At 55.9% G+C, this 20,748-nt stretch carries 28 protein-coding genes; 25 read left to right on the top strand and 3 right to left on the bottom strand.

Features of this window, described 5'->3' with window-relative positions; translation table 11 throughout:
• Positions 1–60 precede the first annotated feature (60 nt).
• The 3 genes from A0U92_RS03530 to A0U92_RS17165 all read right to left on the bottom strand — a co-directional run bounded on the left by A0U92_RS03530 (position 61) and on the right by A0U92_RS17165 (position 1,761).
• On the bottom strand, positions 61–705 hold the full coding sequence (locus A0U92_RS03530; protein ID WP_149026370.1) for a hypothetical protein: 645 nt from the start codon (positions 703–705) through the stop codon (positions 61–63).
• 57 nt (positions 706–762) lie between these two features.
• Positions 763–1,110, bottom strand: coding sequence for a helix-turn-helix domain-containing protein (locus tag A0U92_RS03535; RefSeq protein WP_077812023.1), 348 nt, complete (start codon positions 1,108–1,110; stop codon positions 763–765).
• Positions 1,111–1,488: 378 nt separating this feature from the next.
• Positions 1,489–1,761 carry a hypothetical protein gene (locus tag A0U92_RS17165; protein WP_149026371.1) on the bottom strand — a complete coding sequence of 91 codons (273 nt, stop codon included), beginning with the start codon at positions 1,759–1,761 and terminating at the stop codon, positions 1,489–1,491.
• Positions 1,762–1,860: 99 nt separating this feature from the next.
• Between A0U92_RS17165 and A0U92_RS03545 the strand changes: the two genes are divergently transcribed.
• The 25 genes from A0U92_RS03545 (at position 1,861) to A0U92_RS03665 (ending at position 20,746) form a co-directional block, all read left to right on the top strand.
• Complete coding sequence (locus A0U92_RS03545) at positions 1,861–2,043, top strand: hypothetical protein (protein WP_077812025.1); 183 nt, start codon at positions 1,861–1,863, stop codon at positions 2,041–2,043.
• Positions 2,040–2,837 (top strand): hypothetical protein, encoded by a 798-nt coding sequence (locus tag A0U92_RS17665; protein ID WP_187668985.1) that lies wholly within the window; start codon positions 2,040–2,042, stop codon positions 2,835–2,837. Before A0U92_RS03545 ends, A0U92_RS17665 begins: the two co-directional genes overlap by 4 nt.
• A 4-nt stretch (positions 2,838–2,841) precedes the next feature.
• Positions 2,842–3,135 carry a hypothetical protein gene (locus A0U92_RS03555; protein WP_236748260.1) on the top strand — a complete coding sequence of 98 codons (294 nt, stop codon included), beginning with the start codon at positions 2,842–2,844 and terminating at the stop codon, positions 3,133–3,135.
• Positions 3,132–3,308, top strand: a complete 177-nt coding sequence (locus tag A0U92_RS17670; protein WP_187668857.1) for a hypothetical protein — start codon at positions 3,132–3,134, stop codon at positions 3,306–3,308. The genes A0U92_RS03555 and A0U92_RS17670 overlap by 4 nt, the downstream gene beginning before the upstream one ends.
• Positions 3,309–3,485: 177 nt before the next feature.
• Entirely contained in the window at positions 3,486–3,686 is a 201-nt protein-coding gene (locus A0U92_RS03565; RefSeq protein ID WP_077812029.1) for a hypothetical protein, read from the top strand.
• Positions 3,679–4,098 carry a hypothetical protein gene (locus tag A0U92_RS03570; protein WP_077812030.1) on the top strand — a complete coding sequence of 140 codons (420 nt, stop codon included), beginning with the start codon at positions 3,679–3,681 and terminating at the stop codon, positions 4,096–4,098. The genes A0U92_RS03565 and A0U92_RS03570 overlap by 8 nt, the downstream gene beginning before the upstream one ends.
• Before the next feature lies 1 nt (position 4,099).
• Complete coding sequence (locus A0U92_RS03575; protein WP_077812031.1) at positions 4,100–4,675, top strand: TRM11 family methyltransferase; 576 nt, start codon at positions 4,100–4,102, stop codon at positions 4,673–4,675.
• Positions 4,672–6,387, top strand: coding sequence for a terminase gpA endonuclease subunit (locus A0U92_RS03580; RefSeq protein ID WP_077812032.1), 1,716 nt, complete (start codon positions 4,672–4,674; stop codon positions 6,385–6,387). The genes A0U92_RS03575 and A0U92_RS03580 overlap by 4 nt, the downstream gene beginning before the upstream one ends.
• Positions 6,388–6,397: 10 nt before the next feature.
• The gene (locus tag A0U92_RS03585; protein WP_077812033.1) at positions 6,398–7,153 is read left to right on the top strand and encodes a hypothetical protein; all 756 of its coding nucleotides are present in this window, start codon (positions 6,398–6,400) and stop codon (positions 7,151–7,153) included.
• Positions 7,150–7,434, top strand: a complete 285-nt coding sequence (gene gpW, locus A0U92_RS03590; protein ID WP_335622195.1) for a gpW family head-tail joining protein — start codon at positions 7,150–7,152, stop codon at positions 7,432–7,434. The genes A0U92_RS03585 and gpW overlap by 4 nt, the downstream gene beginning before the upstream one ends.
• Positions 7,434–9,116, top strand: coding sequence for a phage portal protein (locus tag A0U92_RS03595; RefSeq protein WP_077812034.1), 1,683 nt, complete (start codon positions 7,434–7,436; stop codon positions 9,114–9,116). The genes gpW and A0U92_RS03595 overlap by 1 nt, the downstream gene beginning before the upstream one ends.
• Complete coding sequence (locus A0U92_RS03600) at positions 9,113–9,925, top strand: S49 family peptidase (protein ID WP_077812035.1); 813 nt, start codon at positions 9,113–9,115, stop codon at positions 9,923–9,925. Before A0U92_RS03595 ends, A0U92_RS03600 begins: the two co-directional genes overlap by 4 nt.
• A 23-nt stretch (positions 9,926–9,948) precedes the next feature.
• Positions 9,949–10,524 (top strand): hypothetical protein, encoded by a 576-nt coding sequence (locus A0U92_RS03605; RefSeq protein ID WP_077814229.1) that lies wholly within the window; start codon positions 9,949–9,951, stop codon positions 10,522–10,524.
• Positions 10,524–10,931 (top strand): head decoration protein, encoded by a 408-nt coding sequence (locus tag A0U92_RS03610; RefSeq protein WP_077812036.1) that lies wholly within the window; start codon positions 10,524–10,526, stop codon positions 10,929–10,931. Before A0U92_RS03605 ends, A0U92_RS03610 begins: the two co-directional genes overlap by 1 nt.
• Before the next feature lie 29 nt (positions 10,932–10,960).
• Positions 10,961–12,049, top strand: a complete 1,089-nt coding sequence (locus A0U92_RS03615) for a major capsid protein (RefSeq protein ID WP_149026526.1) — start codon at positions 10,961–10,963, stop codon at positions 12,047–12,049.
• A gap of 8 nt (positions 12,050–12,057) precedes the next feature.
• The gene (locus A0U92_RS03620; protein ID WP_149026372.1) at positions 12,058–12,363 is read left to right on the top strand and encodes a hypothetical protein; all 306 of its coding nucleotides are present in this window, start codon (positions 12,058–12,060) and stop codon (positions 12,361–12,363) included.
• Complete coding sequence (locus A0U92_RS03625; RefSeq protein WP_077812039.1) at positions 12,360–12,743, top strand: head-tail joining protein; 384 nt, start codon at positions 12,360–12,362, stop codon at positions 12,741–12,743. The genes A0U92_RS03620 and A0U92_RS03625 overlap by 4 nt, the downstream gene beginning before the upstream one ends.
• Entirely contained in the window at positions 12,715–13,230 is a 516-nt protein-coding gene (locus A0U92_RS03630; RefSeq protein ID WP_077812040.1) for a hypothetical protein, read from the top strand. Before A0U92_RS03625 ends, A0U92_RS03630 begins: the two co-directional genes overlap by 29 nt.
• Positions 13,231–13,244: 14 nt before the next feature.
• Positions 13,245–13,436, top strand: a complete 192-nt coding sequence (locus A0U92_RS03635; protein ID WP_077812041.1) for a DUF2635 domain-containing protein — start codon at positions 13,245–13,247, stop codon at positions 13,434–13,436.
• Positions 13,433–15,016 (top strand): phage tail sheath subtilisin-like domain-containing protein, encoded by a 1,584-nt coding sequence (locus A0U92_RS03640; protein ID WP_077812042.1) that lies wholly within the window; start codon positions 13,433–13,435, stop codon positions 15,014–15,016. Before A0U92_RS03635 ends, A0U92_RS03640 begins: the two co-directional genes overlap by 4 nt.
• A gap of 9 nt (positions 15,017–15,025) precedes the next feature.
• Positions 15,026–15,409: a phage tail tube protein gene (locus A0U92_RS03645; RefSeq protein WP_077812043.1), complete on the top strand. Its 384-nt coding sequence runs from the start codon at positions 15,026–15,028 to the stop codon at positions 15,407–15,409.
• Positions 15,406–16,083, top strand: coding sequence for a phage tail assembly protein (locus A0U92_RS03650; RefSeq protein WP_077812044.1), 678 nt, complete (start codon positions 15,406–15,408; stop codon positions 16,081–16,083). Before A0U92_RS03645 ends, A0U92_RS03650 begins: the two co-directional genes overlap by 4 nt.
• Positions 16,084–16,237: 154 nt before the next feature.
• Positions 16,238–18,304, top strand: a complete 2,067-nt coding sequence (locus A0U92_RS03655; protein WP_077812045.1) for a phage tail tape measure protein — start codon at positions 16,238–16,240, stop codon at positions 18,302–18,304.
• Between the two features lie 7 nt (positions 18,305–18,311).
• The gene (locus A0U92_RS03660) at positions 18,312–19,610 is read left to right on the top strand and encodes a DNA circularization protein (RefSeq protein ID WP_077812046.1); all 1,299 of its coding nucleotides are present in this window, start codon (positions 18,312–18,314) and stop codon (positions 19,608–19,610) included.
• Positions 19,607–20,746 (top strand): phage baseplate assembly protein, encoded by a 1,140-nt coding sequence (locus tag A0U92_RS03665; RefSeq protein WP_077812047.1) that lies wholly within the window; start codon positions 19,607–19,609, stop codon positions 20,744–20,746. The genes A0U92_RS03660 and A0U92_RS03665 overlap by 4 nt, the downstream gene beginning before the upstream one ends.
• The last annotated feature ends 2 nt before the right edge of the window (positions 20,747–20,748 follow it).

The following is a 20,748-nucleotide window of genomic DNA, read 5'->3' on the forward strand; positions in this document are numbered from 1 at the left end:
GTGAGTGTCGCATATACCGACATTCTGCGTCAATCGAAATTGTCGGTATATGCGACGTCGTTACTTTTTCCAGAATCCTTGTTCTTCTCTTAATAAATTAGCGTCAAAATATTCCGATCTATAGTAATTAGAACCAACCAACGGTATGTCTGAGTATAAAAATTTATCGAAATTTATTCTGTCATATATCTTTTTAATCATTATAAAATTTAATATTTTAAATATCGGAGCGTCTTGCTTAGTATTATCTGTATATTCAATTGAAATTCCGGCATAATCGCTATTATTAAATATTTTAAAAATTTCTTTCAAATAAAAAAGACTTAAATGTCCTGATAAATTATCAAGAAAACGGAATTTATTATCTGAACGATCATTGTTGATCACGTAACTATCCAGAAGGCCGCTTTCAATAAGATAGTCTGCATTTTTTGACGCTAAATCGTAAGATATGACAACCTTTAGAACCTTTTCGTCTCGAAAGGCGCAAATTCCTGCTTTTTCAAAAAATCCGTCCGACCAATCGAAATTATTTATTTTAAATATATGACAAGACGTATCCTCTGTCGTCGTTGGGGCTTGAATATCATCCTCCCCTCCTGGAAAGACCGCGCTTTGACCTAACGCTGTTTGGCAAGGCAAAGCGCACAAAGCAAAAATCACCCACATCGATTGCGCGCGCATTGTTCTTCTTTTGTTCTTCATGTAGAGTGCCCCCAAGGTATGGAGGGAGATAGAATGGGGAAAACTCTTCTTCGGAGTTTAGGCGACACCGGTCACCTTATCTCTCATCAGAATCATTCGAAGCGCTGCTTTCTCATCAGTGGAAAGCGTGCGCCAGAAAGTAACAATTTCACTTTCTCCAGTATCTGCATCTTCTTCATTGATATTATTGCGATGCGTAGGCGATCCACGATAAAGATAATCGAGCGAAACAGAAAAGAAATCCGCTAAATCACAGAACGTCCTGAACCCGGGGTCTTTCCCTCCCTCTATTTCAGCAAGATGAGACCTGCTAATGCCAATAGCAACCGCTACATCAATTTGAGGCATGCCTCGCGATTGTCTCAGCGACTTCAGTCTACTGCCAAGTGATTCTTTCGATTTCATGAATTCACTATGTCATGCTGCGCTAATCGGCGCGTCGGCAGAGACGACATAATGTATTGACGCAATGTGTCGGTATATGCGACACATTGCGTCATGACCGACCTGACGAAAATCATCCGCGCGGCTGGAGGGCCATCGAGGCTAGCCTCTGAGATCGGCAGAAGCCACTCCACCATCCTTGGCTGGAAGCGCGTCCCGGATATCCATGTCCAGAAGGTGGCTGCATTGTCAGGCATCCCTGCGCATGAAATCCGCCCTGACATATTCGATCCCTCTCCTGTCAAGGCCGAGGTCCAGCCATGAGAGGAGGCCCAGCCATAGGACCGACCCTCCTCGCCCCATCAGTCCTCAAAGCGCAAAAAGAGCTGGCAGACAGCCTCAAAGCTGATCTGATGAAGGCCGGGCTAAAGGACTGTTGCGCATCAACCCGTCAGCAATACGTTCCAATGTCGGTCCGATGGCCGTTGATAGCTCTTTTTGTAGCCCATCTGCTGTCTTCTGTAAGTGCTTTGCTACTTGTTCTGTCGATGGGCCGCCTGTCGCAGCATAAAAATGGACAATACTTGTGATGGCGAGTTCCAGACCAGAAGTTAAGGATGCGACCTGCGCTGCTAATGACAGGAATTGTTTTTCTGTAGCGAATTTTTCCACGTTTCTCTCCATGGTGGTTGTGGCGATTGCCATGGTGGTGGGGCTGTGGGCGTTGGTCAATCAGCGCCCACAGCGATCCTGCCTTGAGGAAGCTCGGCCATGAGGCAGACCCTCATCGAAACCTCAATCACCATCTTCATAAACGGCGTCCTTGTTGGCGTGCTGGCTGACCATCCGTGGTCCTGGGTGACGCCGTGTGCCGTGGTCTCGATCGTCTGCACATGGGTGCTCTTTCTCCGGCTTCTTTTGTGCATTCCATCCGACAAAGAGAGGCAGTCATGACTGAACCCTCGTCGTCATTCGGCCACCTGCAATCTCTGGCTATCACGGAAGGCTTCCTTCTTACACAACCTGAGGACGCTGGCCTGATTGCTCTAGGACCAGAGCGCTCTGAAGAACTGTCTCAAAGACTTTCCACGCAAGTGTCTGTGTTCCTTCTTTCAAAGGCTGCCCAATCAGCGATTGAGGAACTTGGACTTTCAGAGTTCCTGACCACGGGATGCGTCCGTCGCATCCAGTCAGATGTATCTTTACTTCTGCATGGCCGGGTTCGAGCCCTTTGCCTGTCCGACGTACAGACAAAAGTTTTATCGTCATGGCTGGAAGATTGTTCGACATGTGCGTCTCCTGATGTCGATGACGGAGCAGACTGGGAAGAGCATATGGCTCAGCGGGCTGTGGAAATTGAGGCCTTTATGGAGCGTGGTCGTCAGTCCCCGAAACCGGCTTGCCAGGCATGCCAATCCAGTCTGATGCGATCTGGCCGAAAACCTCATTCAGATGGACTGATCATCGGAATGGAGCATGGCCTTACCACTCTGGAGGCATGTCGGAGTCAGACTTCATCAGAATCCTCCATGACCTGTTGTGGTGACTGCATGGTGGAGCAGGACCGTCGAGGCGGCAAATCCTTGACGGTCCTGCATTGGATCAAAACCTCCCTTCTCCAAGTTACTGCCCCTCGCAAGAGCAGTAATGACAGAAAGGGCGTCCAAAATGTTGGGTATTTCGTCCAAGCGCGTGGGTATTTTACCCAAAAATTTGGACGTTTCGTCCAAAATCGCCGGATTGGGTGAGCCGATGTCCGGCAGCACCATCACCAGCCAGTTTCAGGAAATGGTCCGTCAGGAAGTCGGTGCGCGGCGTGCTACCGGTCTTAAGGGAGCGTTTCGTGAGGTTGCGAGGCTTTACAGTCTCACTGAGCGACGTGTGCGCGCAGCGTGGCATGGTGAGCTGCGGTCGGTCCGTGCGGAAGAATGGGAGAGTGTCAGAGTCCGTCGCCTCGAAATGCTGCGAGTGCGGCAGGAACAGCTCCGACAGGAACTGGCCTCTCTTGAAGAAGAATTCGCGACACCCAAAGGCGATCAGGCATGAAGGAAGCCTTTATCGCTGCGGCTATCGCAATCGGGATCAGCCTTGGCTGCGCCCGTTATCGTTATGAAATCGCCCAAACCTGGCTGGCTTATGAAATGTGGCGGATACGCACACGTTTAAATCGTGCGCGCCGGTTTGAGCGATATCTCAGTAGTAAACTGGAGAGAAAATGACGTCGACTGATCGTCTGGCGCTGTCCGTGCGCTCACTGTCATCCAAGGGGCTGTCTGCAAGAAAAATTGCAAGGCTTCTGCGAATATCTGAGAGGCGTGTTTTTCAGTTGCGGTCCGCAGCGCTGGCTCTGTCCAGCCTTGGAAATGCTTCCGAAACTGCGTCGGGAGTTGCGTAAAATGGCTTTGAGAGCAAGGCGATTTGGCGAAAAGCCACGGAAACATCCCTACTCGATCTCACCACGGGCTCTTGATCACGAAGCATTAGAGAAGTCTTCGAAGATCAAGCCGAATCTTGCCATGCAGGTCCGGGTATCGAGCGGCATGACTCAGATTGATGCCAGCCTGATGAAAGCCGTGCGGGGGTTCTGGTATGTCTGAAGCCTACATCGCGGCCCCCGACTTTTTCGGAAAACTGAATAGTTCGATCCGTTCGGCAGGCAGTATCGCTGCATTCGCGGCGCAGCACGGCCTGCGTCCACGGAACGTTTACGAAACTCATGCCGCCAATATCATCCACGATGATGTTTGTGCTGTTTTTGGTCTGATGTATGTGGAACGCTATCCGCTGAGTGTGGATCCGAAAACACTTCTTCCGCGAGCTGCCGTTTACGGAAAACTGAATAGTTTTGTCGAGCAGTGCGGATCACAGAGGAAGGCTGCGAAAAAACTGTGTGTCAGTGAGCAGCACCTGAGCAACGTGATCCACAAGCGCCGTGGCGTTCTGGAAATTCTTCCAGGTCTTGGTTTTTGTCGCCCTGTGCATCGTTTTCTGCCCATCAAGGCGCCGTGAAATGGCGAGAACGTCGAAAGTCTCTTCATACGATCGTGCAGAGAACGACTTTTACGTCGAGCCCGCATGGTCTGTCCGGGCGCTGCTGGTGGTGGAAAGTGGCTTCGACCGTCCAGTCATGGACCCGTGCGCTGGCACCGACACGATTCCTCGCACATTCCGTGACGCCGGCATCGGCGCATACGGGTGCGATATTGTCTGGCGCAGTGATCGTCAGTTGGCCCAGGGAGATTTTCGGGACACGCTGCGAATGTGGCGTCCGACATTCATCGTTTCAAATCCACCCTATTCCTCCTGGGAAGATGTTGTTTCCACCGGTTTTGATGTTGGTGCCGAGCGTATCTGCCTGATCCTGCCTGCGCGTTATCGTGAAGGTCAGGATCGTCGGGCCTGGTATCGGCGTTACCCACCAGTTCGGATTTGGGATTTCAGCCAACGCGTGGATATGCCGCCTGGCGGAAAAGCCATCAAAAAAGGTGGTGGCAATAAGCAGTATGCCTGGTTCGTCTGGGAGAAAGGCCATACCGGGCCGGGTTATACTGGTGACTGGCTGCCGATCATGGAGAAACGCCCATGACTGCTGCTCCGACCGCCAAAGAAGTCTCACAGATGCTCACCGCCAGCATGCCGACGCTTGCGCGTGAATGTCTTCCAGGTGGGCAGAAGCGTGGCAATGAATGGACTGCAGGAAGTTTAGCCGGTGAACCTGGCACGCGCGTTTCAGTCCGGATCGCGGGTAGCAAGGTTGGCACATGGAAGAACTTCGCCAGCGAAGAGGGTGGCGACGCGCTCGATCTTGTCTCCGCCTGCCTGACGGGAGGCGATCTGAAACAGGCTTTCAAATGGGCCTGTAACTGGCTCGGACTGTCGTCAGAGCGCGTTGAAGAGCGACGAGTGGAGCTGAAAGAAAAGGCGGAGACCGAGAAAAGAGCGGCGGAACAGGATGCGGCGAAGCGGCGTTTGCGCGCACGGGATATCTGGCTCGGCAGCCGTGAGGATATCCGTGCAACGCCGGTGGATCTGTATCTTCGCAGCCGTGGGATCGATCTGACGCGTTTTGATCATCCACCCCATGCCCTGCGTTTTGCGCCTGAGCATTACTGCACGGAAATTGAGGCTCCATTGCCTGCCATGCTGGCCGCCATCACCAATCTGGAGGGTCGCATCGTCGCGGTTCATCAGACGTGGCTCGGACAGCATGGTGGACAATGGTCCAAAGCGAAACTCGAATGTTCCAAGAAAGTGCTTGGAACATTTGCAGGCAGTGGCATCCGCCTGAGACGTGGACAATCCGGCAAGGCGCTGAAGCAGGTCTCGCCGGATGAAATGGTGGCGATTGGTGAGGGCATTGAGACATGCCTGTCGGTCGCTCTTGCCTGCCCTGAGCTGCGGATCCTCGCGGCGGTCTCGCTTTCAAACCTCGGAACAATTCGGCTGACCAGGGCATGGGGCGTGGATGGTGAGAGCTGGATTATCGAGCATCGACGTGTCCCTGCGGACCCGGCGACCAGCCCTGAAGACTGGGATACTCTTCTGACCAGCCTGACTGAAACGCTATATCCACTCGCGGACGGCAGCGGGCGAGGCATGCGCGTTCTGGCAATCGGCTACGATTCGGGAGGCTCCGAGGGCGTCACGCTGCAGGCGTATGGTGCGTGGAAGAGGGCGCGACGATCGTCTCGGGCACGCATGATCGGACAGATCGAGGGTCGTGAAGCCTGGACCATTCTTCCTCTGAAGGGTGCGTCCAATCTCAATGCCGCTTCTCTTGCGGTTTCCTATCCGAACACACAGCGAAAAGATCGTAACGCCGCGGCCCGCGGGGAAATCCCGCTTGGCGTGTTCAACCCGAACCGGTTCAAGGATGATGCAGTCACCCAACTTCAGCGTGCAGACGCGGGACCATGGTGTGTCCATTTTCCATACGCGTTGCGTGCTGCGGAGCCGCCCCACCCTTTCTTTGAGCAGATCGTATCCGAGCGACGGCAGGACAGTGGACGATGGGAAAAGCTGACATCTTCCTCGCGAAACGAGGTGCTCGATCTGCTGGTGATGACCGACGTCATGGCCACGATGCACGGACTTCGTCGCATAAACTGGGAAGCTCCACCCGGATGGGCCTGTGACTGGGATCAGAACGTTCTGGTGAAGCCGATCGTCACGGACACCGAAGTCCCAAAGGGATCCGCGCCCGGAAATATTCCTCGCAACCGGGTTGCTCCAACGGCTGAGCCAAAGAGTGCGGCGGAAAGAATGGCAGAACTGGCGAAAAAATACGGCTCCAACTGAAGGAAATCCCATGGCGCTCGACATGAAGATCGGTCTCGATGCGAAAAAGCTGATGCGGGACCTGAGTGCTCTATCTGAAAAGGAAATCCCAACTGCCGCTGCGAATGCTCTGAACCGACTCGCGACCGGAGCACGGTTGCAGATTCAGGACAGAATGAAGGAGGTCTTCGACAATCCGACCCCTTTCACGCTGAACGGTTTTTTCACCCGTCCTGCCCGCTCGAACAATCTGGAAGCATGGGTGGCGACCTGTGACTATGCGCCCAAAGGAACGCCGGCCATCCGCTATCTCGGACCCGAAATAAGGGGTGGGCAGCGCGATATGAAGAAGTTTGAAAAGGCGCTTAGCGCGGTTTCTGGCGGTCAATACATCGTGCCAGGCAAAGATGCGCCGCTGGATCAATACGGCAACCTCAGTCGCGGACTGATGACGCAGATACTCAGCCGACTGAGCCTTATGATGGATCCAACTTCGAACATGAGTACGAAGGTGATTGGTCGACTGGCGAAACGCGGCAAAAACGCGCGCGGTCAGCGAAGTGAATATTTCATTGCCCGCGAGCGTGGGAATGGCCGTCCGTTGGGGATCTACAAGCTGCTTGCGCCAGGCAAAGTCGGCGAAATCATCCGCTTTGTTCCGCGTCCGCCAACATACAAGGCGGTGCTGCCAGTGGAAGATATCGTGAACCAGACGATTGCACGCCGGCAGGATCGCGTCGTTCAGGAAGAGATCATCAAGGCGTTCCGGCGCAGGGGGTTGAAGTGACGTATCCGGTCTTCCCCATGGGGCAACTCTATAATCCCGACACCAGCATTCTCGCTGGCATGAGCCGGGATCAGTTGCAGGCAGCGCTCACATCAGCCCAGAGTGCTTTGATGCAACTTACGACGGGCAGCAAGCCTGTCAGTGTCTCCTACGCACAAGGAGATGGTTCCCGTTCAGTGACATACACGTCCGCCAGTATTCCGTCTCTGAATGCCCTGATCATGCAGATCCAGCGACAATTGGGGATTGGCCGGCGCCGTGCCCTGAGGCCGTTCTTCTGATGGCGGGAATTCTATCGCGTATTGCATCAGCTGTTCGCGGGGCCGCTCCGCAACCGGGTATCACGCGGGCTGAGCCAGTAGCGCCGGATCCTCGTCGGGCCTATGCACTCAATGCTCCCATGGGCGTGCCTTACGACGCCGCAGATTACTGGGGCCAGCATCTCTCAACCTGGCAGCCGGTCCTGTGGTCAGCCGACACGGAGATCAATCCGTATCGCGATACCATCGTCAGCCGCATCCGTGACCTGGTGCGCAATGATGGCTGGGCCTCTGGTGCAATCACGCGGACTCTGGATAACGCGGTTGGTGTCAACCTGCGTCCGGTTGCCAAGCCTGATTATCGGGCGCTCGCCCAGATTAGCGGGAACAGTGGGTTCGATGCTCACTGGGCGCGTGAATTCGGTGCAGCCCTCGATGCTCACTGGCGTCTGTGGGCCAACTGTCCGGATAACTGGAATGACGCCGAGCGTATGCAGACGTTTGGTCAGCAGATGCATCTGGCGTTCCGGCATCTGCTGATCGATGGCGATGCATTGGCTGTTCTTCCCTGGGACGCAGATGCGGTCGGCTATGGTCGGGCGCGCTACGCCACCACGGTCCAGATCATCGACCCGGATCGTCTGAGTAATCCGCAGATGATGATGGATCTGCGGTTCATGCGTGGCGGGGTCGAGATTGATGATCGTGGCCGCCCCCTCGCCTATCACATCCGGCGCGCTCACCAGTCAGACTGGTATAGCGCGGCCCAGAGCGTCGAATGGGAACGTATTCCGCGTGAGACGAGCTGGGGGCGTCGGCAGGTTGTCCATATGTTCGAGCATCACCGGGCATCGCAACATCGAGGCGGGGCTGGAATGCTCGCTCCTGTGGTGCAGCGCCTGAAGATGCTGATCAAGTATGACGGAACCGAGCTCGATGCCGCCATCATCAACAGCGTTTTCGCAGCCTACGTCGAAAGCCCTTACGACCATCAGATGACGGCCGAAGCGCTCGATCCGGGCATGCCGAATGAAGGCATGTTCAATGCGCGGTGGGAGCAGCAGCTGGCGTGGAATCAGGGGCGGAACCTCAGCATTCAGGGATCCCGTATTCCCATGTTGTATCCGGGAGAAAAGATCGGAGCCGTCAGTGCCGCCCGTCCCATCAGCAATTTCCGTGAATTTGAAAAGGCGGTCCTGGGCAATGTTGCGACAGGGGCTGGCATGGCCTCCTTTCAGCTGAGCAACGACTGGTCGGATGTGAATTATTCATCGGCGCGCGGAGCGCTGCTGGAGGCCTGGAAGACGCTCGCCAGAAGGCGGGAAGATTTTCAGATCGGGTTCGCCTCCCCCGTCAGATCAGCCCTGATCGAGGAGATGATGGAGATCAATGATCTTCCTCTCCCCCGCAATGCGCCTGATTTCGTGGAGGCAAAATATGCTTATGCCCGCTGCAAATGGCTTGCTCCCGGCCGGGGATGGATTGATCCGGTCGCTGAGAAGCAGGGAGCGATCCTCGGAATGGATGCCGGGCTCTCCACCCTGGAGACCGAATGCGCGATCAATGAAGGTGCTGACTGGGAAGAGCACCTCGACCAGAGGGCGATTGAAATCGCAGCATTCAGTGAAAGGGGCATCCCGCTACCAGAATGGAGCGGTGCTGATCCGGCTTCGCAAACTACAGTCAAACCGGAGGAAAAATGAGGCGTGTTCAGGCAGACGCGGTTCTGAACCGTCCACTGGCGCTATCGGATGCGAGAGCCGCCGTTCTGCAGCACATGCTCCGAACGGCTGGTGTAACGGCCCTGTTCGACGACGATGGGGATTTCTGGTCCGGTGCTCCGCTCTGGAATGAGGGCGGAATTGCCGTCATCGGGATCGGCGGAATGCTGATAGCTGGCAAGCTTGGCTGGGGATATCCTTACGTGACCGGTTACGGTGACATCGCGGAGCGACTGGAGGAGGCGCTCAACGATCAGTCCGTCCAGGCAATCGTCCTCTACATCGACAGTCCGGGCGGCATGGTCTCGGGCCTGTTCGATGTGGCGGACAGGATCTACCAGGCGCGGTCGATCAAGCCGATTGTCGCTATTCTGGCCGATGAAGCCTACTCGGCGGCTTACGCGCTGGCGAGTTCAGCCCAGACGATCACCGTTCCTCGCACTGGAGGTACGGGTTCGATCGGCGTCCTGATGCTTCATACGGACATCAGCCGGATGCTGGATGAGGCCGGTATCAACGTCACCGTGTTTCGCTATGGCGAGCACAAGGCGGAAATGCTTGAGGTCGAGCCGCTTACCGATGGCGCGAAAACCCGGACTCAGGAAGTAATCGACAGGCTTGGCGAAATGTTCATCCAGCTCGTCGCCCGAAACCGCAACCTCGATCCTCAGAAGATCCGTGACATGAAAGCGGAAACTTTCCTCGGCGAAGACGGCGTGAAGCTTGGCCTGGCCGACGCTGTCATGAGTCCCGATGCGGCACTGCTGGATCTGCAGGCCAATCTCAACTGACATTTTTCAAAATGGAGACAAGCATGAGCGCACCGCGCACCGCGGCGGCGAAGAGCCCGTTCGCGCATCTCAATGGCGTCCGCGCCGAAGAGAAAGACGACGATCAGAATTGCTGCCCTCCCAAGGGTGAAGACGAAGATCCCGATCCTGAGGATGACGAAACTGACCCGAAAAACGGCAAGAAGGGCAAAAAAGCCCGGAAAGCCGATGAGGGCGGCGGTGATCCCGATGAGGATGGTGACGACGACACCGATGCCGAGGACGAAAAAGACGATGACAAGGCCGAGGCCCGTGCTCGTGAGCGCGGTCGTTGCGCCGCGATCTTCGCGTCCGCGGGGGCTGGTCGCAACCCGGCCGCTGCCGCTGAAATCGCCTTCAACACCACACTTCCGCGCTCTGCGGCCATCCGGCTGCTCAGCACGATGCCTGCATCGGCTCCGGCTGTAGCGCAGGAGCCGCCACGGCGGACTCCAGCCCTGCGGGACCGGATGGCAACTGAAGGGCGGCAGGCAGTGCCCGCACCCGGAGCAAGAACTGAGAGCAGCCCCGGATCCCGGATGGCGGCTTCGATCAATGCCAGACGTGGAGGATCAAACTGATGTCGGGCGCAAACGGCAGCTCCTACGGGTTTTACCCGTCAGCACAACAGACTACTTTTGTCCCCGATCAGCTGATCGCGGGCAATCTCAAGCTCGTAACGGCAGACGTCACCATCGGTGAAAGCCAGACGCTGGTCCGTGGCTCTGTTGTCGGCAAGGTGACGGCGTCAGGCGCCTACATCCTTTCGGTTGCTACCGCTACAGACGGCAGTCAGACGCCGGCAGCTGTGATGGTGGATGCCGTAACGACGACCGCCAGTGCGACAGGCAAAGGATCGATTTACAAGATGGGCGAGTTCAACTCGAACTATCTCAGTTTCGACGCAAGCTGGACGGCAGATACGCTTGCAGCGGCCATGGCGCCCCCGGTCTTCGTTAAAACCGCTCTCTCCAACGATATCGTCTGAGGTCCTCAATGTCTGGAACCGCAACTCCCATGCAGAGTGAAATCAGCACCCTTGCTGGAGCACTCAGCGTCTACTCGACTGCTGAGCTTGTTTATTTTGTCCGCAACCTCAAGCTGGCGCAGACTTTTCTTCTGGACAGTTTTTTCCCGAATATGGTCGAGTCCGACGCGCCGGAAGTCGCTATAGACGTGGATGTCGGCAAGCGTCGTATGGCACCATTCTGCTCGCCGCTGGTCGAAGGTAAGCCCGTGGAAAGCCGCCGCTGGCAAACCAATCTGTTCAAGCCAGCTTATATCAAGGATTTTCGAAACCCGGATCTGTTGAAGCCCGTACGCCGAAATATCGGTGAACGGCTCATGGGTGCCATGTCCCCTGCAGAGCGGCTCGAGGCCAACCTCGCGTGGGAGATAGCGGACCAGATCGACATGATCCAGCGTCGGCTCGAGTGGATGGCCGCCCAAGCCCTCGTAAAAGGGTCGGTTACAATCACTGGAGAAGGGTTTCCTGAGCCAATTCTTGTCGATTTCCAGAGAGACCCGGCGCTCACAATCGCCCTGAGCGGCACTGCTCAATGGGGGCAGACGGATGTTTATCCCTCGGATTATATCACGTCCTGGGCAGCAACGATGCTGCAGAAGTCAGGAGCAGCTCCTACCGACATCATTTTCACGAACAGCGCGTGGAACGCTTTCAAGAACGATATCAAGGTCCTGAATGCGATCTGGATGGACCGGTCTGGCGACAGCAATGTCAATCTGGGCGGCGCCATCGCTCCCGGAGCCATCAGAATGGGTAACTGGGGGCAGTTCCGGCTCTGGCTTTATAATGACTGGTATGTCGATCCCGATACCGACGTTGAGAGCCCGATGATTCCTGATGGCACAATCGTCATGACATCCCCGCAGCTGGAAGGGACACGTGCATTCGGGCTGATTCTCGACCCAAAATTCAACTATCAGAGCCTGGCCTATGCGCCAAAGCTGTGGTTTTCGGAAAATCCAGCCGCGATCAACCTGATGATGCAGTCAGCCCCCATCGTTATCCCCTCGCGAGTCAACGCATCATTCGCCGCAACTGTAATGGCGCCCGGGGCTGGCGTTCCCGCTCCTGCAATCTGAGGTTGATCATGGCAAATCCTGAACAGAAAACCACAGAGTCGGTTCGCGTCGTCACGCTCCGCCCTGTTTATCATGATATCGATCCGAAGCTTCCCACGCCGCCTCTGCCAATAGGCACCCACATGGATGTCTCAGCCGACCGGGCTGTTTTCTGGGAGAATCTGGGAATTGTACGACGAGCTGGAGACACGGAAACTCTTCCTACCGTCCGGGCGTCATCTGATCTGACAGTCAAGGCGGCAGACATCCCGCCTGCTCCACCCATGACGCCTGCTCCGCAACAGAACGGTCAGCCCGGAACCGTGTCCGAATGAGTGGCAGCACGGGGCCGTTCGACTGGAGCGGCCTTGTGCTGGGGCCGTGCCAGGATGTCTTTGGTGAAAGTCTCACGTGGATACCGTCCGCAACCGGAAAGCCGGTGACAGTACGGGGCATCTTCGATGCGGGCTTTCGTGCCTTTGACATTTTCGCAGCCGATGACGGGGCAATGCCTTCGCATATTTCGCAGGCCGTACCGGTTCTGGGCATTCGACAGGTCGATTTCCCGGGAGAGCCGATGCAGGGCGACCTGCTGATCATCAGAAACAATCGTTATCGTATCAAGGAAGTTCGCCCGGATAGTCACGGGGCGATCTCCCTGACGTTGAATAGGGCGGATGCTGAAAATGGGACTTGTTCGAGCCGGACTTCGTGAGCTGGCTGCATCTGCACTGAAGAATGCCACGCTGGCTGGCGATCGGGTCTTTACCGCTCGGTCATGGCCGATCACACCGCTCGAGTTTCCCGCCCTGTCATTGCAGACGCCAGACGATAACGCTGAAAATCTTGCGGTTGGGTCAATCTTTTTCCGCCGTGTCGCTACGCTTGCCATTCGTGGCAGGGTGGCTGGAGAAAGCCCGGCGAAAGCCGAGCTTCTCGCGGAAGATCTCGCCAATCAGATTGAGTGGGCTCTCCTGACTGATCTGACATTCATGAATTCAGTCGAGTCGATCAACGGGTTCCAGTCCGCGATCACGATTTCCAGTGAAACCGAAGATCATATTGGTGAGGTGCGGATATTGATGAGTATTCAGTATCCGCAGGAATTCGACCCTGCAGGTCGTCCTCTCCGGGAAATCGACGGCACCATCCAGGCCAACGGTAACGACGATTTCGCCAGATTCGCGGCAAAACTTAGATAAAACCGAGGTTCAACATGTTCGTGAAACCTGCAGATGGCCGAGCGGTGCGCTGGCCTCAGAGCTTGCGGCTGCTCAAAACGACCGGTGAAGAAGTGCCATCGACAGGCTTCTGGCTGCGTGCACTGAGCCGAGGCGATGTCCGCAAAGTAAATCGGATATCTTCCGCCCAGATTACAGTATCCAATAAAGAAAAGGGTACAACATGAGTGGTTCGATCACTATCCCCGGCTATTCTGATACCAATCGTGTTCCCGGCTTCTATTTCTCTCTGGACAATTCTAAAGCCAATACGGCCAGCGTCACCCGTCGTGTTCTGATCCTTGGCCAGATGATCAGCGGAAGTGCCTCCCCCGGAGTAGCCAGCCTCTCTGCTGGATACAGCGACGCTGTCTCGAAATACGGCTCCGGCTCGCAATGCTCAGGAATGGTCAAGGCCTATCGTGCCGTAGACACGCAGGGCGAAGTCTGGGTTCTGCCGCTTGCAGACAGCAGTGCGGCTCAGCCGGCCGTTGGCGGCTTTTCTATCGCTGGCACTGCGACAGAGTCTGGCACGCTCTCGCTTTATATTGGCGATCAGCTGGTTTCTGTCGCAGTCACAACTGGTGATAGCGCGGCAGTGATCGCAGAAAACATCATCGTCGCGATTGGCAATACCAGCGGCCTCCCAGTATCTGTCGGCGGCAGTGCAAACATCAATGGCGATCCCGTCACCTTTGAAGGTTCTACCCTGACCCTGAACGGGAAGACTGTCACGCTCTCAAGCGCTGAAGCATCAGGAAGTACGGTGACTTCGCCAGAGATCATCCTGACGGCTCTGAATAAAGGTCTGGCAGGGAACGATATGCTTCTTGGCATTGCCCTTCTCGGAACTGCTGGAGGTCAGGCAACGCCATCCGGTGTGGCATTGACCATAAATTCCTTTTCTGGCGGAACGACAAATCCGACTGATCTGGACATAGTACTGTCCAACCAGGGTGAGCGTGTCTATGATCTGATCATCCATCCTTATACTGACAGCGGATCTCTGACAGCGCTCAAAGAGTGGTTGAACGATACGGCGGGCCGCTGGTCTGCAACCCAGCAGCTCTACGGTCACGCCATCACGGCATATCGCGGCACGTATGGAGAGGCGACCTCTTTCGGACTGACACTGAACGATCAGCACGCCACCATTATGCCGGTTGCCGACAGCCCGTCGTCTCCACTCGTCTGGGCGGCGCAGATAGCAGCGCAGGCTGCAATCAGTATGAGAACGAACCCTGCATTGCCGGTAACAGGTGTGACACTGACTGTCATGCCGCCTACCGATGCAGGCCGATATATTCACGATGAGCGGAACAGCCTGCTTTATGACGGCCTGTCGACCTTTACCGTTGACGACAGCGGCACAGTGGTCATTGAGCGTTTGGTAACTACCTATCAGACCGATGCGGCGGGCCTCCCGGACAACAGTTATCTCGATTTCGAGACGATGATGTGTGCGGAGATCTGCCTGCAGGACATGCGGATCTATCTCGGGTCTCAGTTCAACGGATACATTCTGGTCCAGGATGGATCGAAAATAGGCGCAGGCATCAAGGCGACAACGGCAGCCCTGATTGGAAAAGCGTGCGCGTCCCGCTATCGGTACCAGTGTTTGCAGCTCTGGTGCCAGGATCCCGACACGTTCTCTCAGAGTCTTGTTGCTGAGAACGCTGGTGGGGGCGTCGTGAAACTTCTGATGCCATACAATTTCGCGAACCAGCTTCGCGTGATTGCCGGCAATTGTCAGTTCGTGAAATCGTAAGGGGATACAATGTCCGGTACCGTTTATCGCGGCCCCCTTGCGGGCCTCGCAACCGCGACGATCAACGGCGTTTCCTGGAACGTCGTTGGTGAATGTCAGTATCAGGCCGCGGGTCTGCAGAACGAAACGCTCAAGGGTCAGTCGGCTGTCGAGGGTTTTTCGACGATGCCTGTTCAAGGTTTCGTGCAGATGACGCTTCGTGATCGGCGCGACGCCAATCCCCTTGATTTTCAGGGGGCGAGTAATCTGACAATCGTAGTGCAGCAGGCCAACGGGAAAATCATTACCGTTGACGACGGCTGGCAGGTCGGAAACATCAATGTCAACACACAGGAAGGCACCTTCGAACTGAAGGTCGAAAGCGCCAGTGTCGTTGTGGATACAGTGTCATGACCCATGGTCCATCTGATTCTGATCTGATGGTCGTTCTGGATTCATCACCGAACGACTGTGAAATCGTGCGGGAAAAATCTGGTGAAATGCTCATCAGGCTTGATCCGCCGATCAACGGTGAGACGCATCTGACACTGAAAGAACCGACAGTCTACCAGGTGAAGCAGGCTGCCGACGTCATTGGCCAGCGGGCTTCCAGCGAAAGCGTTTATGATTCGCAGATATCTCTGGTCTCGCTTGTAGCGGGATGCAGTTCAGAACTTGTGAACCAGATGCCGACCCGAAAACTGGATGAGGCGGTCGCCTATGTCTGTTCTTTTGAAGACAATGCCCGACGTGACATGATGGATCCTGATGCACTCGACAAAATCGATCTTTCTCTAGAAAAAATCATAGTTTTCCCAAAACAGATTGAGGGAGGTGGCAGATCTTTCAGCGAAATGAAACTGCGTGAACCAGAGGTGAAGGAGCGCAGACGGTTCAAGGCAGCTGAGAGCGGTGGCTCCATGTCTTCCATCATGCGAGGAGAAATCCAGCTGGTTCAGGATGTGAGTGGCTGGCATCCGGCGGCAATCATGCGTATGCCCATCAGTAAGTTTGCGGAAGCAAGCGATTATCTCACCGGTTTTTTTCTCGGTGGCCAGAAAACTGGGAAAGCCTCTCCGTCGATCTGAGCCAGTTCTATACGGGATGGACGCGTTCCGAGCTCGAGGCCCTGTCCGGAACCGAGCTCATACAGGCGGTAGAAAACGCCAATCGCATCTCGGAAATGCGCAGGCGGGAGGCTGAAAAACTCCGTAGCGCACAGCGTCGATAGTAGGAACTGTCATGGCAAACAGCGGCGTCAAGGTCACGATCAGCGCGGTCGACCGCGCTTCGATGACGTTGGAGAAGCTCAATGCGCGCATCGCTGCCATTCAGGCGCCCGCAAGGCGTCTTCAGGCCGCTTTCAGCCGCTTCGGAAATGTAACGGGTCTCCGTTATCTGCGAACCGGCATGGATAGCGTCGGTAGAGCTGCTCTTGGCACTTTCCGAACCATGGGGCAGATCGTACCAGTCCTGGGCGTGATCACGAGCGCCACGTCCATCGCAGGTGTTTATCGTCTGGCCAGCGCATGGGCGCAGATGGGGACAAATCTGCGCACGTCTGCTGCGGCCATGGGGATGGCTCCCCAGCGACTGATGGCCATGCAAAACGCCTCACGTCTCGCCGGTGGTTCTGCTGACGCCATGTCCGGTGCCTTGCAGGGGCTGGCACAAACACGATGGGAAGCAACTCACGGCTTTGCCCCGGAAGCAGTCGTGCAGTTCAAGGCATTGGGCATCAGCCTTGAAGAACTCAAGCGACTTTCTCCGGATCAGATGTTCGATCGAATTGCCAAGAAGCTGCGTTCCATTCGTGATCCAGCCGCAAAGGTCATTGCTGCAACCGAGATTTTTGGAGGGGCCGCGCAAGGGCTTCTGCCCATCTTCCAGCAAACGGAAGAGGCCTACCGGGCCAACATCAGGCAGGCTGAGCGTCTGGGGCTGATGAATGAAAAGGGTGTTGCTGCCGCATCTCGTCTCCAGCAGGCCCAGATCGGGCTACAGGAATCAGTCGAGGGGCTTGGCTATTCGATCGCTGAGTCTCTGGAGCCGGTCATCACGCCTGTTGTTGCCCAGATGCGTGACTGGATAGCCGCGAACCGCGAATGGATATCTCAGGATATCGCATCCTATGTTCGGGAGGTCGTGAAATGGTTGCGGGATGGTGGATGGGACCAGATAAAATCCAGAATTACGGGAGTTTATCAGTCCGTCGAACGGGTCGTTAACTATCTCGGCGGCTGGAAAGCAGCTGCTGAGGACGTTCTCATCCTGATGACGGCGGCGAAATTCGCGCCGATCATCGGCGGTATCGCCTCGATCGCCGGCGGCGCTCTCAACGTTGCGGCGGCGTTTGCCAAATGGGCGCTGGAGGCGCGTGGTGCTGAGGCCGCATCCATCGCGGCCGCAAAGGCAGGATCGGTATCGGGCGCCATCGCGGGCGGTGGCCGCTCCGGTCCAGGCTGGGGAAGTGTCGCGTTAGCCGGCTACAATGCCTACGAGCTTTATCAGAACGCGAAAGACGGCATCTCGACAGGCCAGCAGGATGCGACAAACCGCCGAGTGATGAATCTACCGGGCCTCTCATGGCTTGGTCGACAGTATGATAACGCGCAGGTCGGGTATGAGAAGCTGACTGGACGCTATTATCAGGCTGGTTCTCTTCTGCGGGACACCGGCGCAAGTCAGGGGCAATATCAGACGTTCGCCCGGACAGTGGCGGGTATCGAGCACGCCCGATATGACCAGATGGGCGGCTATCTCAACCACATGGCTGGCCGTTACCAGATGAGCCCTGGGACAATCGCCACAGTGGCGCGTGCGCTGCATATGCCAACACCGTCCCAGAGCGAGTTTCTATCCAGTCCCGGCCTGCAGGATCGGTTTTTCGAAACCAACGCCGATCTGAATGCCCGTTACCTGGCGAGGCACAGCGCCCAGTTCAGGAATGCGACACCCGAGCAGAAGCTTGCCATTCTTGGATATGCCCATAATCAGGGTCCAGGAGGTGCCCTGAACTGGCTGGAGACCGGCATCGCACAGAGCGATAGTAATGGCACGTCAGGCGACAGGTATTCCTCAGACGTTACAAGAAATTTGTCGGTCCCCTCCCCGCAATCATCCACCGATGACAGGATTGATGCTCTGGGTTCAACGATCAGCAAACTACGGCTTCAGATTGAGATCGATCATAAAAACGCACCGGCTGGCAGTCGTGTGAAGGTGCGCAGTGCATCGCCACAATTGGCTGTTCACACAACCCAGCAGGCTCGAGCCATGGATCCGGAAGCCAGCGCCGGAGGATATTGAGGACTGAATGAGCGGAACACTTCTGAAAGTAGCGGAAGAATATCTCCAGTGTTCATTCAGGGGAATTCCGTTCGTTGTTCTCGGTAGTTCCGGCACGAATGGTCGTAAGCAGGCCGTTCACGATTATCCAGGGAGAGACGGGATATGGGTCGAGGACCTCGGACGGGCCGCTCGCTCCTATCGGATCGTGGGTTTCACGGTTGGTACTCTGTGTTACACCCAGCGGGATCTCTTATCTCAAGCCGCCGAACAGCAAGGCGCAGGGCTCCTGATGCATCCAAGCATTGGTCTGGTACAGGCCAATCTGATGCGGTTCATCTGGAGAGAGCCGGACGGCCGGAGAAATGTCGTCGAAATCGAGATGGAGCTGGTGGAGAAGACAAATCTTCTCTCCACTCTGATCGTGACGGCGCTTCATGCAACAATTGCGGTCTCTGCTATTGCTCTGAGCGCAGCATCATCTTCAAGTTACCAGTCCAGAACTGCGACCTCTCTCGCGCTGGGAAGTTCAGTTATCACAGCTGGCCGTAATGTCGCATCGTCGTGGGCATCTGATGCCCTCGTCGCCGTGCGGTCTCCACGTGTCCAGGGGGCTGCCGTATCAGTTCTGGATGGCGCTTACGGACGTTATGCAGGCGGCGACGGGTCTGACATTGATAGTTCGGCAACAATCAGCAGCGTTCTCGCATCACTGACAGCCAGCCGTGCAACAGTTGAGGGGGCGGTGAATGCGTTCGGGGCACTGGATAGCGCTGAAGATATTGCCTCAGCGTCACAGTCACTCACCGAGACTCTTCGATCATCGGTTGCTGATCCAGCCGCCCAGATCTCTCTTCTCTGGCCTCTTGCGTCCTGTTCGCCAGCCATCGTCACGTCAAGCGCTCCGATTGGCGCAGCGATCGCAACGGTTCAGTCGGAAACTGCTGCGTTGTGCCGACGATCCGCCCTTGCATCGATTGCTCAGGCTTGTTCGGCATGGTTACCATCATCGTCGACGGAAGCGCAGGCAATGACGGAAAATGTAGTAGCTCTGTTCGCAGCCGAAGAACTGATTGCAGCGGACGCTGGAGATGACCTTAGTTATCAGGCGCTCCATGCTTTGCGAGCGCACGTCGCGCAGGACCTGCTTGGGCGTGCGGCCAAACTGCCTGATATCATCACGATTACCAGAAATGCAAACCTGCCGGCGCTCACGCTGGCTCAACAGCTGTACGCCGATGCAACCCGTGCCGATGAGATCGTCGGGCGCGCAGATCCAATCCATCCGGCCTTCATGCCAACGGAATTTGAGGTGTTATCATCATGAGCGGCGTGATCTCCCAGATCGAAAGTCTTCTTGGTTACGGGGCGGCTTCATCAGATAACGTGGTTGCCATAATCGGAAATCAGATGGTGACGGGGTGGACAGATGTAACGATTCGGGTCGGCGTCGAGATCATGCCCTGGACTGCGGATCTTGGCATTACGGCCTATCAGCCGCTTTCGGGAGCAACGCTGGCAATCAATGAAGGTGATACGGCCCAGATATATCTGGGCTCGACCCTCATGATAACCGGGTATGTCGTCATGGTGGCTGAACAGAAAAGCGCAGACTCTCATTCAATTCATGTTCAGATCGCCAGTAAAAGCATGGATCTGGTCGACTGTGCGGCAGAATTTTCCACCTATCAGATGAACAGTACAAACGCTCTGGCTATCGCGCGGCGCGTATCCCAGTTTGCGGGGATCGAAGTGTCGTCGATCGATGGCGCTGGTGAAACGGATATACAACAGTTTTCAGTCATTCTGACCGAAACGGCCTATGAAGTGATCGAGCGTCTGGCCCGGCTTGCCGGTGTCCTGTTTTACGACCGACCGGACGGAAATGTTGTGATGTCCCGTGTCGGGTCCGCGCGCATGGGATCAGGTTTCACTATGGGGCGGAACGTCGAAAGCTGCACCCGGGTCCGCTCTATGGCTGGACGGTATTCGTCCATCATCGGCATCCTCCAGAGCACAGCCCTTCTTTTTACAGAGCCGAACGAGAAAGATTACGTCGGGCAGATGGAGGCTGTGTCCAGCTCCGCGAAAGCCACCGATCCTGGCATAACGCGCAACCGGCCCATGCTCATTCCCCTCGAGCTTGGAGATGCTGAATACAAGGTCGCGAAACAGCGTGTCCAATGGGAAGTCAATCGAAGATGGGGGCGCAGCCGCCCGATTACACTCACGGCTGACGGCTGGAGGGATTTGTATGGCGCACTCTGGACGCCCAACACAATCGCGCCATTCATGGATGAAAACGGCACATCTACCGATTACGTCATTGGGGAGCTGGTTTTTCACAAAGGGCCAGACGGAACGCGCGCGGATGTCGTTCTGATGCCGCCAGATGCCTATCAGCCCGAGCCTATTCTCCTGCCCGTCGCATCGAATAAGGCTGCACAGGCTCTCAATAGTTGAGG

The sequence above is a fragment of the Acetobacter aceti genome, from assembly GCF_002005445.1.
Taxonomy (GTDB): domain Bacteria; phylum Pseudomonadota; class Alphaproteobacteria; order Acetobacterales; family Acetobacteraceae; genus Acetobacter; species Acetobacter aceti_B.

What these genes read in the sequence shown, in the direction of transcription:
- A0U92_RS03545 (WP_077812025.1), top strand. Translation starts at nt 1,861, where the DNA reads ATGAGGCAGACCCTCATCGAAACCTCAATCACCATCTTCATAAACGGC.
- A0U92_RS03570 (WP_077812030.1), top strand. Translation starts at nt 3,679, where the DNA reads ATGTCTGAAGCCTACATCGCGGCCCCCGACTTTTTCGGAAAACTGAAT.
- A0U92_RS03655 (WP_077812045.1), top strand. Translation starts at nt 16,238, where the DNA reads ATGGCAAACAGCGGCGTCAAGGTCACGATCAGCGCGGTCGACCGCGCT.
- A0U92_RS03530 (WP_149026370.1), bottom strand. Translation starts at nt 705, where the DNA reads ATGAAGAACAAAAGAAGAACAATGCGCGCGCAATCGATGTGGGTGATT.
- A0U92_RS17665 (WP_187668985.1), top strand. Translation starts at nt 2,040, where the DNA reads ATGACTGAACCCTCGTCGTCATTCGGCCACCTGCAATCTCTGGCTATC.
- A0U92_RS03595 (WP_077812034.1), top strand. Translation starts at nt 7,434, where the DNA reads ATGGCGGGAATTCTATCGCGTATTGCATCAGCTGTTCGCGGGGCCGCT.
- A0U92_RS17670 (WP_187668857.1), top strand. Translation starts at nt 3,132, where the DNA reads ATGAAGGAAGCCTTTATCGCTGCGGCTATCGCAATCGGGATCAGCCTT.
- A0U92_RS03605 (WP_077814229.1), top strand. Translation starts at nt 9,949, where the DNA reads ATGAGCGCACCGCGCACCGCGGCGGCGAAGAGCCCGTTCGCGCATCTC.
- A0U92_RS03600 (WP_077812035.1), top strand. Translation starts at nt 9,113, where the DNA reads ATGAGGCGTGTTCAGGCAGACGCGGTTCTGAACCGTCCACTGGCGCTA.
- A0U92_RS03625 (WP_077812039.1), top strand. Translation starts at nt 12,360, where the DNA reads ATGAGTGGCAGCACGGGGCCGTTCGACTGGAGCGGCCTTGTGCTGGGG.
- A0U92_RS03575 (WP_077812031.1), top strand. Translation starts at nt 4,100, where the DNA reads ATGGCGAGAACGTCGAAAGTCTCTTCATACGATCGTGCAGAGAACGAC.
- A0U92_RS03635 (WP_077812041.1), top strand. Translation starts at nt 13,245, where the DNA reads ATGTTCGTGAAACCTGCAGATGGCCGAGCGGTGCGCTGGCCTCAGAGC.
- A0U92_RS03535 (WP_077812023.1), bottom strand. Translation starts at nt 1,110, where the DNA reads ATGAAATCGAAAGAATCACTTGGCAGTAGACTGAAGTCGCTGAGACAA.
- A0U92_RS03580 (WP_077812032.1), top strand. Translation starts at nt 4,672, where the DNA reads ATGACTGCTGCTCCGACCGCCAAAGAAGTCTCACAGATGCTCACCGCC.
- A0U92_RS03555 (WP_236748260.1), top strand. Translation starts at nt 2,842, where the DNA reads ATGTCCGGCAGCACCATCACCAGCCAGTTTCAGGAAATGGTCCGTCAG.
- A0U92_RS03665 (WP_077812047.1), top strand. Translation starts at nt 19,607, where the DNA reads ATGAGCGGCGTGATCTCCCAGATCGAAAGTCTTCTTGGTTACGGGGCG.
- A0U92_RS03645 (WP_077812043.1), top strand. Translation starts at nt 15,026, where the DNA reads ATGTCCGGTACCGTTTATCGCGGCCCCCTTGCGGGCCTCGCAACCGCG.
- A0U92_RS03565 (WP_077812029.1), top strand. Translation starts at nt 3,486, where the DNA reads ATGGCTTTGAGAGCAAGGCGATTTGGCGAAAAGCCACGGAAACATCCC.
- A0U92_RS03650 (WP_077812044.1), top strand. Translation starts at nt 15,406, where the DNA reads ATGACCCATGGTCCATCTGATTCTGATCTGATGGTCGTTCTGGATTCA.
- A0U92_RS03615 (WP_149026526.1), top strand. Translation starts at nt 10,961, where the DNA reads ATGCAGAGTGAAATCAGCACCCTTGCTGGAGCACTCAGCGTCTACTCG.
- A0U92_RS03660 (WP_077812046.1), top strand. Translation starts at nt 18,312, where the DNA reads ATGAGCGGAACACTTCTGAAAGTAGCGGAAGAATATCTCCAGTGTTCA.
- A0U92_RS03610 (WP_077812036.1), top strand. Translation starts at nt 10,524, where the DNA reads ATGTCGGGCGCAAACGGCAGCTCCTACGGGTTTTACCCGTCAGCACAA.
- A0U92_RS03640 (WP_077812042.1), top strand. Translation starts at nt 13,433, where the DNA reads ATGAGTGGTTCGATCACTATCCCCGGCTATTCTGATACCAATCGTGTT.
- A0U92_RS03620 (WP_149026372.1), top strand. Translation starts at nt 12,058, where the DNA reads ATGGCAAATCCTGAACAGAAAACCACAGAGTCGGTTCGCGTCGTCACG.
- A0U92_RS03585 (WP_077812033.1), top strand. Translation starts at nt 6,398, where the DNA reads ATGGCGCTCGACATGAAGATCGGTCTCGATGCGAAAAAGCTGATGCGG.
- A0U92_RS03630 (WP_077812040.1), top strand. Translation starts at nt 12,715, where the DNA reads ATGGGACTTGTTCGAGCCGGACTTCGTGAGCTGGCTGCATCTGCACTG.